Here is a 13,775-nt window from a genome sequence, read left to right on the forward strand (position 1 = left end):
ATGCTGGCCTTCAGACGACGTGATCCGGACGCTCTGCGCCAACTGGTGAGCAAACGTAGGCTCAGTCCATGAACGCCCGCAGGGAAGCACCACTACACAGTCGCACGGAAGAGAGCACATGAGCGCGGGACTTCCGCCGCCGAGCTTCGGCCCCGCGCGCCCGAACGGTGCGGACATCCCGGGGGACCTGGTTGTAGCGCTCTCCCTCGGGCGCAGTCAGCCCGTGGGGGGGTTCCGGCTCGACCTCGCCACCGGCCGGTGGACCTGGGCTGAGGAGATCTTCCGCATGCACGGCTTCCTCCCGGGGGAGATCGTGCCGTCGACTGCACTCCTCGTCGCGCACAAGCACCCCGACGACCGCCAACGCGTCTCCGACGTCATGCAGCGCGCCGGGCTGACCGGCGTGCCGTTCAGCTGCGTGCACCGGATCATCGACGCCCAGGGCAACATCCGCGTCCTGGGAATCACGGGGCAGGGACGCAAAGACGGAGACGGGCAGGTCATCGAGCTGGTGGGGTACTTCGTCGACCTGTCAGAGAGCCAGCGGGAGGCCGTCGACCGGGACGCGACCGAGCACATCGCGGCCGGGACGGCCGGCCGGGCCAGCATCGAACAGGCCAAAGGGATCCTCATGGCGGGCTTGCACGTCACCGATGACGAGGCCTTCGCCATCCTGCGACGACGGTCCAACGACACGAACGTCCCCTTGCGCGACCTCGCGCGTGAGTTCGTCGACGTCACCCGCGAAGGCGCTGAGGGCCAGACGGACGAGTTCGCAGTCACGCTCGGCAACCTCGACACCGCGCTCGCGAACCTCACCGGCGGCCCCGCGGTGGTGGGTGATGGTGGTCCTGCGGTGGTCGGTGACGGCGCTGAGGAGGACCACCATGGCTGACGACGACAGCCTCCGTCCCCCGCCCGCACCGAGCCTCGACCCGCGATGGAGCGGTGAGCTCGCACGGCTGGAGACCATGGGCGAGGTGGTTGACCTGCTCACCGTGGAACCTGTGCTCTACGTCCGGTTCAGCGCAGGACCCCAGGTCGATGCTGGGAGCCAGAGCCGGGACGGGGAGAGCGGCTGCCTGCTGCCCGGGCTCAGCGTGAACCGGCTGGCTCCCGAACCGTGGTGGACCCGGCCCCCCGCGGAGTGGGTGGCCCGCCAGCTCTGCCAGTACGAGCACCTGGGCCAGGACTCACGCTTCCCCTGGGTGCTCACGGGAGACGAGGTCGGACGGGGGCCGGACAGCGAACCACTCGTGGTCCGTGCCCGGCCCATCGCCGTGGTGGCGCCCGCCGTGCTCGACGAGGCCCGCGAGATCTACCACAGAGGTCTGAACGCGGGCCAGCTGCCTGATCAGCCCTGACCGGTCCCTGAGGACTGACCCGTGCCTGAGCTCTGACCCTGCTGCCCCTGACCCTGCTGAGCCTGCTGCTGGGCTTCGCCCTTGACCTCCTCAGCACCGCCGCGCACCTCTGACTTCACGTCCTGCGCGCCCTGCGTCGCGGTCTCCTTGACGTGCTGCGCGCCTTCGGTGGCCGTGTCCTTGACGCTCGAGAGCGCCTCGTTCGCCGGCTCCTGGAGCGAGGTGCCGATGTCCTGAGCCGCGCTCTTGATGTCGTCGGCGGCGCGCTGGACGCCCTCATCCTCCTTCGCGGTGCGCACGGCGCGCTTCTCCGCCTGGGTGGCTGGGAGCAGAGCAGCCGCGAGCAGACCGGCACCGAAGGCCACAAGACCTGCGGCGAGCGGGTTGCCCTGAGCTGCCCGGCGCACCTCCTGCGGCGCGCCTTGTGCGGCGTCGGCGATCGTGCTGCCGGCGTGCTGGGCGCTGTCCCCGGCACCGGAGGCCGCCCCGAAGACCTTGTCCTTGACGCCGGAGACGGCCGAGCGCACCCGGTCGGTCTGGCGGTGGGCGATCTTGGTCGGGCTGACCTTCTCCTCGATGTTGTCCACGTCCTGGCTGAGTGCTGCCCGGGTGGCCTCGATGTCAGCGCGGATCTCGTCCGGGTCGTTGGTGTTGGTGTTGGTGTTGGTGTTGGTCGTCATGATCGTTCCTCCCCTTTGAGCGCGTCGGGAATCTTCTTGAGGGTGTCGGCCGTCTGGGGCATGCCTCGGGTCTTCTTGAGCTCGGCCTTGCCCTGGACCGCCAGGATGGCGGCGATGATCGCCCACAGGAGGGCGACGATCAGCGCGGACCAGCCGAGGGCGGGGTCACCGTCGCCGTCACCGATCCATGTGCCCAGCCCCCACCAGAGGGCGACGGACAGGAAGAGCAGGACGAAGTGCGATGCCCAGCCGGCGCCGCCCAGCATGCCCGCGCCCTTCCCGGCCTTCTTGGCGCTGTCCTGAGCCTCTGCCTTGGCCAGCGCGATCTCCTGGCGGACCAGGACGGAGAAGTCACGCGTCAGCTCACCGAAGAGCTCGCCGACCGAAGCCTCTGCCGGGTCACGGCTCGGGCGAGGGGCGCCCGGAGGTGGCGCTGTCATCGCAGGTCACCTCCGTCCGGTGCCCGGTCGTGGATGGGCGGGACAGGGGTGGGCATCGTCCCCATGGAGGGAGTCCGGCCGGCGCCCTGACCTTCGCCGAGGTGCTGATCGATGGTGGAGGCGTCGTCCCAGGTGGAGGTGCCATCCTGGGCCAGCGCACCGTGGGGGGCGGAGCTCCGGTCATGGGGCTGGCCGGTGGACGACGTGTCGCTGGAGCTGTCGTCCTTGAGGCTACGGCTCACCCGACCGACGATCAGCCCCAGCCCGCCCGCGAGGGCGAGGAAGGCCCCCGGAGAGCGCCGCGCGAACTGCTTCACCTCGGTCAGCACCTCCTCCGGACCCCGGTTCTCGAGCCACGTGCTCGCGTTCGAGAAGTATCCCGAGGCCCGCCGTGCGAGGTCGCTCGCGATCCCCGGGTCGTCGCTCGCCGACGCCATGTCACCCAGCTCGTCGGAGAGCGACCGAGCGCCCTCGGACAGCCGCTGGAGCTGGACGCCCGCGCTGTCGGAGATCTCGCTCCGGCTCTGCTGCCACAGGTCTTTGACCTGGACCTTCGCCTCGGCGAGCGTCGCCTTTGCCCGGTCGGTGGCTTCAGCGGCGGTGTCGCGGGCCATCGTCTTCTCCGCGTCCATCACCGCCCCTGCCTTCTCCTTCGCGGTGCCGGCGACGTGGGACGCTTTCTCCCGCGTCTGGCCCCCGCCAGGCTCCCCCTGCCCGCCAGCGGGGGGTGACGAGGACCCGCCCGACGACGACCCGACGACCACGTCGTCATAGAGGCTGTCGTCGGAGGAGAGTGCGTCGTCGGTGCGTCTGCCGCGCGTGGCGGTGGTGTCACCGACGGACGGGGAAGACGTCTGACCGGCGGTGTGCCGCATCTCCGGCACCGCGCCCGCCGATAACGACGGGTCGATCGGGGTGGCCGGATCAGCAGGAAAGTTCGGACGGCTGTTCTGGTCAGTCATGGTTCGTTCCTTTCATGCGAGGCAGCGAGGCTGCGACGGGGTGCGTGGTGCTGTCGGTTGGGGTGCTGGGTGTCACGACCCCTCCTGGGCCGTGACAGGGCCGTAGATCGGCTGGACGCCGGCCATCTCGATGTCTGCGGTGGCCTGGATGAGCGCGAGGAGCTCCGGGTCGAGCCCGGGGGCGAACTCCTCGGGCCGTTCGGGGGCGATGGTCATGGGCATGCCGGTCGGAGCCTGCTCGGTGGTCGAGAGCTCGGAACCGTCGTTGGCCGGTGACATGCCGCGGTAGATCTTGCCTGCCTCGGACGCGCCGGTCAGGTCGAAGGTGTACTGCTTCCTGTCCAGGCCGAGGTCGAGGAGCCGTTTGACCTCGGGAAAGCGTTCGGCCGACGTCTTGGGGATAGGGAGCACCTTGCCCCAGTCCACGCCGAGCGTCTCCAGAGCCTTGGCATAGGCGTACTCGTGCGCCTGGTCCCGGACGATGAGGTACGAGATGGTCGCGCGAGCCGTCTTGTTCTGGGTCATCTCGTAGATCCGGCACTTCTGCAGGCGTCCCGTGGACTCGAGCATCAGGTCGTACAGCAGGTCCAGCAAGAGGTTCCCGGAGTTGTAGACGTAGCTCCCGCTCCATGGGTTCCCCGCCGCGTCCACGGGCAACGCGCCCTGCGCGGCGACGAGGTAGTGGTGGATGTTGCTCTGGTCCAGTGCGACGCGCAGCGGGATGTCACCGCCTGCGCCCGGGGTGTCGAGCGGGTCGGTCGGGTCCCCGTTGTACCGCGGGGAGCCGTCCAGCAGCCGGGAGATGGTCGTGCCGATGAGTTCGACGTGGCTGATCTCCTCGGTGCCGACCCCCTGCAGCAGGTCCCGGTACGGCTTCCCCGCCGGTCCTCGGAAGTTCATGCTCTGGAAGAGGTACTGCATCATCGTGCGCATCTCGCCGAACTGTCCGCCGAGCCCTTCTTGCAGCGCGTTGGCCGCTCCCGGGTCGGGTTCGTCGGGGACGATCTCGTTGATCAGACGCTGTACGTGCAGGTACATGGTGGTCCTCCGGTGCTGGAGAGATCACCCGTTCCTCGCGGGCCGGCCACCTCTGCGCGCACAGTCACGCGCTGGTCGGTGCGACGAGCGGGTGGTGGCCGCGCCGGGAATGTGAGGCATTGGCGCTGAAGTGTTCGCACCGGTGCGGTGCGTAGACGCGGCTTGACCGTCTCGCCGTCGTCTAGACGAGGTTCTGTTCTCGCTGACCGTCACGGCGGGTCGCACCCGCCGGGTCTTCGGCCTGTCTCTACTCTATGACTGCTCCCGCCCCCGCGCGAGAGGCGCGGAGGCTGGGACCGGCGGTCATCAGCTGTGCGGGCGCAGCGCTGGGTCGAGGACCACCTTGATGCAGCCATCCTCCTTCTTCTGGAAGAGGACGTAGCCGTGGGGCGCGTCCTCGAGCGGGAGGCGATGGGTCCGCAGGTCAAGCACGCCCAGCGGGTCACCGGGGTCCGAGACGAGGGGCATGAGGTCGTCGATCCACCGCCGGACGTTCGCCTGTCCCATGCGCACCGTCACCTGACGGTCGAAGAGGTCCATCAACGGCAGCGGGTCCTTGGCACCCCCGTAGACCCCGGACACCGAGAGCGTCCCGCCGCGACGCACCAGGGCTATGGCCGTGAGCAGCGCAGTCAACCGGTCCACGCCGACCTTCTCGTTGACGAACCCGGACAGGGCATCGGGCAGGATGTCTGCCGCCTTCTGGGTGACCTCAGCGACCGGGGACCCGTGCGCCTCCATCCCGACGGCGTCGATCACCGAGTCCGCTCCCCTGCCCTGGGTGAGCTCGGCGACTGCGGCGACGGCGTCGTCGACCTCCGTGAGGTCGATGACCTCCACGCCGTGCCGGCGTGCCATGGCCAACCGCTCAGGCACCCGGTCGATGCCGATCACGAGGCCTGCACCACGGTGACGAGCGACGCGCGCGGCCATCTGACCGATCGGCCCCAGCCCCACGACGACGACGCTGCCGCCGGGGGGCACGGCGGCGTACTCCACGCCCTGCCACGCCGTGGGCAGGACGTCGGATAGGTAGAGGTACTGCTCGTCGGGGCCGTCCGCAGGCACCACGACCGGACCGTACTGCGCCTGCGGCACCCGCAGGTACTCCGCCTGGCCGCCCGGCACCTGCCCGTAGAGCTTGGTGTAGCCGAAGAGGGCCGCCCCCTTGCCCTGGGAGCGCACCTGCGTCGTCTCGCACTGGGACTGCAGCCCGCGGGAGCACATCCAGCAGGTCCCGCAGGCGATGCCGAAGGGCACAACGACGCGGTCGCCGACCGCGAGCCGGCCTGCCTGCGAACCCACCTCCTCCACGATGCCCATCGTCTCGTGCCCGAGCACGTCACCGGCGTCCAGGTACATCCCCAGCACCGAGTACAGGTGCAGGTCCGAGCCGCAGATCGCGGTCGAGGTGACGCGGATGACGGCGTCGGTCGGTTCCTCGATCCGCGGGTCGGGGACGTCCTCGACGGTGACCTTCTCCCGCGCCTGCCATGTCAGTGCTCGCATGATGGTGTCCTCCCAGTGCGTCGTCAGTGCTTCGTCAGTGCCTCGGTCAGTGCGTCGTCAGTGCCTCGTGCTTGTGTCGTCAGTGCTGTCAGTACGGTCAGTGTGGTCAGTGCGGTCAGTGCTGTCAGGCGCGGTGCTGCCGGGGGCCGTGCTGTCGGCTGCGGAGTCGAGCCGGACCGCGCGCCCGCGCTCGACGTCGTCCTGGTGCTGGCGTTCCTTCTTCTCGCTGGCGCGGGTGTCCCGCGGTGGCAGCTGCAACGTCTCCTCTGCGGCGATGCCGCCCTGCAGCTGACGGCTGCGCTCGAGCTCGGCGTCCAGCTCGGCGCCGAAGAGCAGCGCGAGGTTAGAGATCCACAGCCACAGCAGGAGCACGATGACTCCGCCCAGAGCGCCGTAGGTGGCGTCGTAGGAGCCGAACTGGGAGACGTAGAAACCGAGGCCGACCGAGGCGATCACCCAGACGATGATCGCGACGAGCGCACCGACGCTGAGCCAACGGAACTTCGGCTGCTTCACGTTCGGGGTCCCGTGGTAGAGCACCGCGATGATCGCGACGACAAGCAGCAGGACCACGGGCCACTTGGCGATGTTCCACACGGTGACAGCCGTCGAGCCCAGCCCGACGCTCTCACCGATCTCCCGGGCGACCGGTCCGCTGAGCACGAGCGCAGCCACCACGAGCGCCGCCATGATCACCACGACGAGGGTGATGAGCAGCATGACCGGGCGCAGCTTCCAGATCGGGCGGCCCTCCTCGACCTCGTAGATCCGGTTCATCGCGCGGCTGAAGGCCCCCACGTACCCCGAGGCCGACCACAGCGCCAGTGCGACACCGAGGATGAGGGCCAGGCCAGCCCCGCTGCTGTTCTGAGCGACCTGCTCGATCAACGGCCGCAGCGTGTCGACCACCTCGGCGGGCAGCACGGTCGCTGCGATGTTGAGCACGTCCTCGACGATCTTCTCGCTGTTGCCCACGAGCCCGATGACGGAGACCAGTGCCAGCAGCGCGGGAGCTGAGGCGAGGACGGCGTAGTAGGTCAGTGCGGCCGCGAGGTCGAGGCACTCGTCGCGCTGGAACTGCCGGATGGTCGACCGGACGGCGAACTTCCACGAGCGCCCCTGCAGCTCTGGCGGGGACTGCGGCTTGCGCGGGTCATCGGGCGCCGGCTCGGGCCGTCCTTGCGTGTCAACCATCGGTCCACCTCCGTCTCGGGGAGTCGGACGGCGACGCCGCAGGCCACGCGGGTGGTCGAGGCCTGCGAGCGGCGCGCCGGAACTCCCGGCTCGGCCACTTCTTGGCCTCCTCCCACCGTAGGCGTCTCTCCAGGTCTCGCCACCGGCAGGCGGTGCTCAGCGCGTCTGGGCGGCCTCCGCCTCGGCCAGATCGGCGAAGCCCGCGAGCACGACCGTCCATGTGAGCGTCTGCTCGGTGAGGTTCTGCCCCGCCTCGCGGGTGGCCGCGACGAGGTCCTCGTAGAGTCCGAGCGTGGCCAGGGAGTAAGTGCCCAGCTCACCGCGCAGGTAGGTCTCGAAGGAGGTCTCGGTCAGGGTGTCCTGAGCGGTGCGCAGCACGCGCATCGCCTGCCCCAGGCGCGGATACTCCCCGCGGAAGGCCAGCGCCCAGGCGACCTGGACGGTGATGACCGCCTCCTGCCGGGCGAGACGTGCCCCGTCCAGGACGGGCAGCTGCGGACCGATCTCGCGGGCGTAGCGGTCCGGCTCGGTCGAGGCCATCATCCGCGCGTACTTCTCGGTGAGCAGGTTGCGCCCGGTCGCGTCGGCGTCGTCGAGGTCCGCGGCGTAGCTGTCCAGCAGCGGGATCGGCCAGGTGAGGAACTGGCTGATGCGCATCTGGTGGAAGGTGGGCCAGTCGCCCTGGCAGTCGGCGCGGCCGCCCTCGTTGTTCACGCGCTGGAACTGCGCCCATTCGTGCTCGACGATCTGGGCGGCTGTGGCCAGCCGGTTGCCGTGCTGCGTGCGTGACACGTCCGTCTCCTCGTTCACAGGCTCTTCAGCCAGTCGTCCTCGATGTGGGCCGCGACGAAGGAGCGTTGGTGCTCCAGGAAGGGTTCGTCGCTCGTGGTGAGCCCGCGGACCTGCAGCTCGGTGAGGATCTGGTGGCAGATGCGCTCGATCGCCTCGCCCAGGCGCGCCTGGGCAGGTGCGGGTCCCACGCCGCCGTCCGGTCCGAAGCACGCCGCCGACGCCGCGCGCAGCACCTGGGAGAGGTCCTCGCTCACCCCCGGCAGCCGTGAGCCCATGCGCCTGCTGAGCCGGCGCAGCGCGGCCGGCTGCCACTTGTAGTACGGCAGGTACCCCGCCGACGCCGGCCCGTTGAGCAGGAACACCGCCGACGCCGCCGCGCGGGCGAGCTCCGCGACGGACAACCACGCGGAGTCACCGTCGCCGCGCGCGAGCATCCGCGGGACGTTGTACTGCCCCGCCTGGGCGATCATCCCCAGGCGACGAGAGACCAGAGCCAGCTGGACGTCGCGCGGCATCCGGAGGAAGCCGCCGCGCACCGCGCCGAAGGAACCGAGCGGGTCCGCGAAGACCGCACCGTTCGTCGCTGCCGCCAGCGTGGCCTCCTCGAGCATGAGCCACTCGTGGGGGCGGTCTGGTGGGGGCGCCTGACGGTAGCCGGTGATCTGCTCGAAGAAGTCCCCGATCTCGAACACGCCGACGCGGCGCCCGGCCCCGCTCGCCCGCGCCGTCGTCCACTGCACGCGCACGCCGCGGAACTCCTGGGGCAGCGCTTCGTACCGGGCCTGCAGCTCGGCGCCGATCTCCACGTGGTCGGCTGCGGTCAGCCACAGGCAGAAGCCGGGCCCGTCGTCGTGGTCGCGGGAGACGGCGTCGTCGAAGCCGTAGCACTGCGACCCGTGACCGGCCAGACCCACGGCGACCCGGCCGCGGTGGCGCGGGAAGGCGTCGAGCAACGCCGTGCCGTGCTCCTCCCAGTACGCCCGGGCGAGGGCGAGGCCGGAGAGCGGCAGCTGGGTCGGTGCGTGCGGCGGTGCCTGTGGCGACGGCTGTGCCAGCGCCCGTGAGAGGTTCGCAGGTCCGGGGGCAATCTCGGTCCCGGTGGTACCCCGGGCCTCAGCCTCAGCCTCAGCAAGGTTGGCGGCGGTCACCGCGTAGGCGTCGGTGTCCGCGCCGTAGCACTCCTCGATCACGTCCAGCGCGGCGCGGTACATCGCGGCCGCGTCGCCGGGGCGTCCCATCCGGAAACACGCCTCACCGGCCCCTGCGAGCGCCGCGGCATAGTGGCCGTCCGACTCGTGCCCGCCTGCGCGGTAGCTCCTCATCGAGCGCTCGATGTGCGCCGCGGCGTCGGCGTCCTGGCCGAGGGAGAAGCAGACCAGAGCGAGGTTGGCGCAGGTCGCGGCGATCTCGCCGTCGCGGGCGGGGTCAGGCGAGGACGCCTCGAGGATGGCCAGGGCCGCAGCCAGCTCGGTGGCCGCACGCACGGGCTGACCCATGTCACTGAGCAGGATCGAGAGGTTGTTGTGCAGCGCCGCCAGCCGCCGGTCCGTGGGTGCCAGGACCGCGATGCTCATGGTGAGCGCCTGGTCGTAGAGGGACAGCGCGGCGTCCTGGTGGCCGGCGGCTCGCCGCGCGGTCGCGGCATTGATGAGGGTGGAGGCGTGGGCGGCGGTGCCTGTGATCCCCATCTGCTGGGCCAGCGCGAGCGCCCGGTCCGCGCAACGGACGGCGTCGTCGTGACGGCTGCGGGAGCGGTAGAGACCGATGAGCTCGTTGAGCAGCGACAGCTGGGCGCCCGCGTCACGCAGGTGCTCGGCCTCGGCCAGGGCGCCGAGCAGGAAGGGCTCGGCCCGGGCGGGACCGTCACCGGCGTCGAAGATCGCGTCCAGCCCGCGCAGGACGGCGCCGACGTCGAAGGCCGGACCGCTCGGGTGGTCCGCGGTCACGTCGTCTCGGGGGCAGGGTGCACCTGTCCACGGTGACACGGCCACGACGCCAGGACGTGGGGCTTTAGTCACCCGGGACGGCGGCGCTGACACCACAGACACCACCCCGCAGGCGCCACGTCCCAAGAAGTCACCGGCCTGCAACAGAGACGGCCCATCTGCAACACCGCCGAAACATGACCCGAGACCTGCGGAAACATGTGTCCCGGAGTGTATACACCCATGAGCACAGAACTGGATCCCATCGCACCGGGTCCCTCAGCCAGCGCCCCGGTGGCGCGTCAGCTGTCGCTGCGTGAGCGGGTCTACCTGGCTCTGCGCGACGAGCTCATGACCGGTCGCATCTCCCCCTTCGACCGCCTCGCCGAGGAACGCATCGCCGAGCGGTACGAGGTGTCACGCACCCCGGTCCGCGAGGCCCTTGCCCGGCTGCAGTCGGACGGTCTCGTGGAGAAGCGCGAGGGCGGCCTGTACCTGTACCTCCCGAGCTTCCACGAGCTCTCGGGGCTGTACGAGCTGCGCGTGACCCTCGAGCTACGCGGGATCGAGCGGGCGATCGCCGAGGTGACCATCCACCACGACCGCCCGCGCCTGGAGGCCGAGCTCGACCGCTGGTACGCCTTCCGCGAGGACCGTCCCGTGCCCGACGCCGGCTTCGTCGCCCACGACGAGCAGTTCCACACCACCCTCGTGGACACCTCCGGCAACCCAGCGCTCACCCAGGCGCTGGTCCAGGTCAACAGCCGGATCCGCGCGGTGCGCATGTACGACTACCTGACCGAGAACCGCATGACGGCCACGATCACCGAGCACATCGAGATCGCCGAGCTCGTCGTGCGGGGCCACCTGCCTGCCGCCCGCGACGCCCTGCGCCACCACGTGGGCGCTTCGCAGGACGTCGTGCTGGAACGCGCAGCCAACGCCCTGGCCATGACCCGGATGATGAAGTGAGAGGCCCTGCCATGACCCACCCGACCGATGTGTCCCCCGCAGCTGTATCCCCTGCACCTGTCGACGGCGCTGTCCCCGCCCCGCACTCCCCCGTGCTGGCCCGCGTGCTCGCGGCCTATGACCGGGTCGAGACGGATGGTCGCCCCGACGTCTGGACGCACCTGCGCCCCCTGGCCGACCTGAGCGCCGAGGCCGTCGTCCTCGACGCCCGCCTCGCTGCCGGCGAGCTCCTCCCCCTGGCCGGCACGGTGTTCGCCGTCAAGGACAACATCGACGTCGCCGGCCTGCCGACGACCGCCGCGCACCCGGCCTTCGCCCGCGTCGCCGAGCGCTCTGCGAGCGCCGTCGCCCTGCTGGTGGACGCCGGTGCGATCGTGCTCGGCAAGACGAACATGGACCAGTTCGCGACCGGGCTGACCGGCTCGCGCAGCCCCTACGGAGCAGTGGCCAGCGCTGTGGTGCCCGACCGCGTCTCCGGTGGGTCGTCGTCGGGCTCGGCTGTGGCGGTGGCGCTCGGGGAGGTCGACTTCGCCCTGGGCACCGACACCGCCGGCTCGGGCCGGGTGCCCGCGGCCTTCAACGAGATCATCGGCATCAAGCCGACGCTCGGCCTGGTCCCCAAGGACGGCGTGGTGCCGGCGTGTGCGTCCTTCGACTGCGTGACGGTGCTGGCTCCAGGGCTGGACCTCGCCCGCACGGTGCTCTCCCTCATGACGGCCCCCAGCCCCCTGGACCCGTCCTCACGCACCTGGCCTGCTGACGCCCCGCTCGCCGCGCCACCCGCTGCCCGGGTCGCAATACCCCGCGACGAGGACCTCGCTCTGCTGTCACCGCAGGCCCGGGCCCGCTTCGACGAGGCCCGCTCGCTCCTGGAGTCGACCGGGGCCGTCGTGGAGCCCCTCGACCTCACCCCCTTCCTGCGAGCGGCGACGCTGCTCTACGACGGCGGCCTGGTCGCCGAGCGCTACGCCGCCTACGGGGAGTTCCTCGCCGCGCACCCCGAGGGCGCAGAGCCGTCGGTCGCCACGATCGCGGCCCGGGCCGGCGAGGTCACCGCCGCGCAGTACCTCGCCTCCCAGGACGAGCTCGCCGCGCTGCGCCAGCAGGCGCTGGCCTCCTTCGAGGGCTTCGACGCGCTGCTCGTCCCCACCGCACCGGAGCACCCCACCCTCGCCGCCGTCGCGGCCGACCCGCTGGGCACCAACGCTCGTCTGGGGACGTACACGAACTTCGTCAACCTCTTCGACATGGCCGGCGTCGCGGTGCCGGCTGGCGAGGCCGACGGCGGGCTCTTCGGGGTGAGCGTCCTCGTCCGCGGCTTCGCCGACCAGGTCGCCATCGACCTCGGGGCGCGGCTGCTCGCGGCGCAGCGCGGCGCGCCTGCTGACGAGAGCGCTGACGAGAGCGCTGACCCGGTCGCTGGCGTGAACGCTGACGGCCCGGCCTATCCCACGACCGGCGTGAGCATCGTCGTCTTCGGCGCCCACCTCACGGGCGAACCGCTCAACGCCGACCTCGTGGCCCTGGGCGCCCGGTTCGTCGGCCCGGTCCGCACCGCACCCGACTACCGGATGCACGCCCTGGCCACCGTCCCGCCCAAGCCGCTCGTGTCCGCGGTCGCGGCGGGCAGCGGCGTCGCCCTGGCCGGCGAGGAGTGGTTGCTCACCCCGCACGCCCTGGGCCGGTTGCTCCTCTCCGTCCCCCAGCCCCTCGCCCTGGGGTCCATCACCCTCGACGACGGGCGTCAGGTGACCGGGTTCACCGGCTCCCTGGACGCCGTCGTCGGCAACCCGCCTGAGGACGTCTCCCACCTGGGCAGCTGGCGCGCCTACCGCGCTGCGCTCGCCTGACGTCCCCCTCACGCCTTCCCGCCCATCCCGACAGAAGAGAGACTTTCGTGAAGAACTCCCGTGCCCTGGTCGCCGTCACCGCCTCCCTGCTCGCCGTCTGCTCCGTGACGGCCTGCTCCTCCGACTCCGCTGCCGGCGCCGACGGTGACACCGTCGTGAAGGTGGGCACCCTCAAGGGCCAGCCGCACCTGTACGCCCCCTACTTCTACGAGGCCAACGCACCCGAGGGCGTGACCTTCGAGGTCATCACCTTCGACTCCTCTCCCGACATCAAGAACGCCGTGGTGAGCGGCAGCATCGACTTCGGCGTCGCCGGCGTGCCCTCCGCCATCTCCGGCTCCTCCGCGGGACAGGACGTCGTCGTGGTCGCCGCAGCGGCCGACGGCGGCTCAGGTCTCATCGGCAAGGCCGGACTGGACGGCGTGGAGTCCCTCAAGGGCCTCAAGGTCGGCTACCCCAAGGGCTCCTCCCAGGAGATCCTGCTGCGCATGACCCTCGAGGCTGCCGGCATGGACGCGGACTCCGACGTCGAGCTGGTAAACCTGCCCTTCTCCGACATGGCCAGCGCGCTGGCGGCCGGGCGCATCGATGCCTTCTCCTCGGCCGAGCTGGGCCCGTCCACCGCTCTGCAGGGTGACGCCGTCTCGGTCGCCTCCCCGTACGAGACGCCGGTCGGGAAGGTGAACATCGGCCTCTACACCACGGGCGCCACCATCGCCGAGGATCCCGAGCTCGTCCAGGAGGTCGTGGACACCCACATCGCGGCGACCGAGCACATGGTCGCCGACCCCGAGGCATGGGCAGCGGGCGTCGTGGAGACCTTCGGCATCGACCGGGCCGTCGTGGACACCGCGATCACGAACATCTGGCCGCGCTGGCAGATCGACGCGGAGTACACCGGTCAGGTGAGCGCGCTCATCGAGCAGATGCACGGCCTCAAGCAGATCGAGTCCGAGCCCGACGTCGCTGCCCTCATCAACACGACCTTCGTCGAGGCGCACGCCGCCGCCACGTCCTGACCTCCTGCGGCCCGGCGGGCATCACCCGCC

At 70.8% G+C, this 13,775-nt stretch carries 13 protein-coding genes; 5 read left to right on the top strand and 8 right to left on the bottom strand.

What is annotated here, in order from left to right:
- The first annotated feature begins 118 nt into the window (after positions 1-118).
- Positions 119-895: a PAS and ANTAR domain-containing protein gene (locus tag SS2_RS07960; protein WP_083941973.1), complete on the top strand. Its 777-nt coding sequence runs from the start codon at positions 119-121 to the stop codon at positions 893-895.
- Positions 888-1,364: a DUF6098 family protein gene (locus SS2_RS07965; RefSeq protein WP_066462847.1), complete on the top strand. Its 477-nt coding sequence runs from the start codon at positions 888-890 to the stop codon at positions 1,362-1,364. The genes SS2_RS07960 and SS2_RS07965 overlap by 8 nt, the downstream gene beginning before the upstream one ends.
- On the opposite strand, the gene SS2_RS07970 is transcribed toward SS2_RS07965, so the two are convergent.
- The 8 genes from SS2_RS07970 to SS2_RS08005 form a co-directional block, all read right to left on the bottom strand.
- Positions 1,355-2,044 carry a DUF3618 domain-containing protein gene (locus tag SS2_RS07970; RefSeq protein WP_066462849.1) on the bottom strand — a complete coding sequence of 230 codons (690 nt, stop codon included), beginning with the start codon at positions 2,042-2,044 and terminating at the stop codon, positions 1,355-1,357. The genes SS2_RS07965 and SS2_RS07970 overlap by 10 nt on opposite strands.
- Positions 2,041-2,484 (bottom strand): phage holin family protein, encoded by a 444-nt coding sequence (locus SS2_RS07975; protein ID WP_066462853.1) that lies wholly within the window; start codon positions 2,482-2,484, stop codon positions 2,041-2,043. Before SS2_RS07975 ends, SS2_RS07970 begins: the two co-directional genes overlap by 4 nt.
- Positions 2,481-3,446 carry a hypothetical protein gene (locus tag SS2_RS07980; RefSeq protein ID WP_157607246.1) on the bottom strand — a complete coding sequence of 322 codons (966 nt, stop codon included), beginning with the start codon at positions 3,444-3,446 and terminating at the stop codon, positions 2,481-2,483. Before SS2_RS07980 ends, SS2_RS07975 begins: the two co-directional genes overlap by 4 nt.
- 72 nt (positions 3,447-3,518) lie before the next feature.
- The gene (locus SS2_RS07985; RefSeq protein ID WP_066462859.1) at positions 3,519-4,484 is read right to left on the bottom strand and encodes a manganese catalase family protein; all 966 of its coding nucleotides are present in this window, start codon (positions 4,482-4,484) and stop codon (positions 3,519-3,521) included.
- A gap of 306 nt (positions 4,485-4,790) precedes the next feature.
- A complete protein-coding gene (locus SS2_RS07990) occupies positions 4,791-5,993 on the bottom strand; it encodes an alcohol dehydrogenase catalytic domain-containing protein (RefSeq protein ID WP_066462861.1) in 1,203 nt (400 codons plus the stop codon).
- A 57-nt stretch (positions 5,994-6,050) separates the two neighbouring features.
- Complete coding sequence (locus tag SS2_RS07995; RefSeq protein ID WP_083941975.1) at positions 6,051-7,187, bottom strand: YihY/virulence factor BrkB family protein; 1,137 nt, start codon at positions 7,185-7,187, stop codon at positions 6,051-6,053.
- A gap of 156 nt (positions 7,188-7,343) precedes the next feature.
- A complete protein-coding gene (locus tag SS2_RS08000; protein WP_066462877.1) occupies positions 7,344-7,979 on the bottom strand; it encodes a DUF4125 family protein in 636 nt (211 codons plus the stop codon).
- 14 nt (positions 7,980-7,993) lie between these two features.
- Entirely contained in the window at positions 7,994-9,925 is a 1,932-nt protein-coding gene (locus SS2_RS08005) for a DUF4037 domain-containing protein (RefSeq protein ID WP_066462864.1), read from the bottom strand.
- Positions 9,926-10,147: 222 nt separating this feature from the next.
- On the opposite strand from SS2_RS08005, the gene SS2_RS08010 reads away from it, so the two are divergent.
- The 3 genes from SS2_RS08010 to SS2_RS08020 are packed head-to-tail and all read left to right on the top strand — an operon-like array spanning position 10,148 to position 13,745.
- Positions 10,148-10,876: a GntR family transcriptional regulator gene (locus SS2_RS08010; protein WP_217995578.1), complete on the top strand. Its 729-nt coding sequence runs from the start codon at positions 10,148-10,150 to the stop codon at positions 10,874-10,876.
- A gap of 11 nt (positions 10,877-10,887) precedes the next feature.
- Positions 10,888-12,726, top strand: a complete 1,839-nt coding sequence (gene atzF, locus SS2_RS08015; protein WP_066462871.1) for an allophanate hydrolase — start codon at positions 10,888-10,890, stop codon at positions 12,724-12,726.
- Between the two features lie 47 nt (positions 12,727-12,773).
- Positions 12,774-13,745, top strand: a complete 972-nt coding sequence (locus tag SS2_RS08020) for an ABC transporter substrate-binding protein (RefSeq protein ID WP_066462872.1) — start codon at positions 12,774-12,776, stop codon at positions 13,743-13,745.
- Positions 13,746-13,775 lie beyond the last annotated feature (30 nt).

Origin of the sequence: Sanguibacter suarezii NBRC 16159 (assembly GCF_001552735.1) — a bacterium.
Taxonomy (GTDB): Bacteria; Actinomycetota; Actinomycetes; order Actinomycetales; family Cellulomonadaceae; genus Sanguibacter; species Sanguibacter suarezii.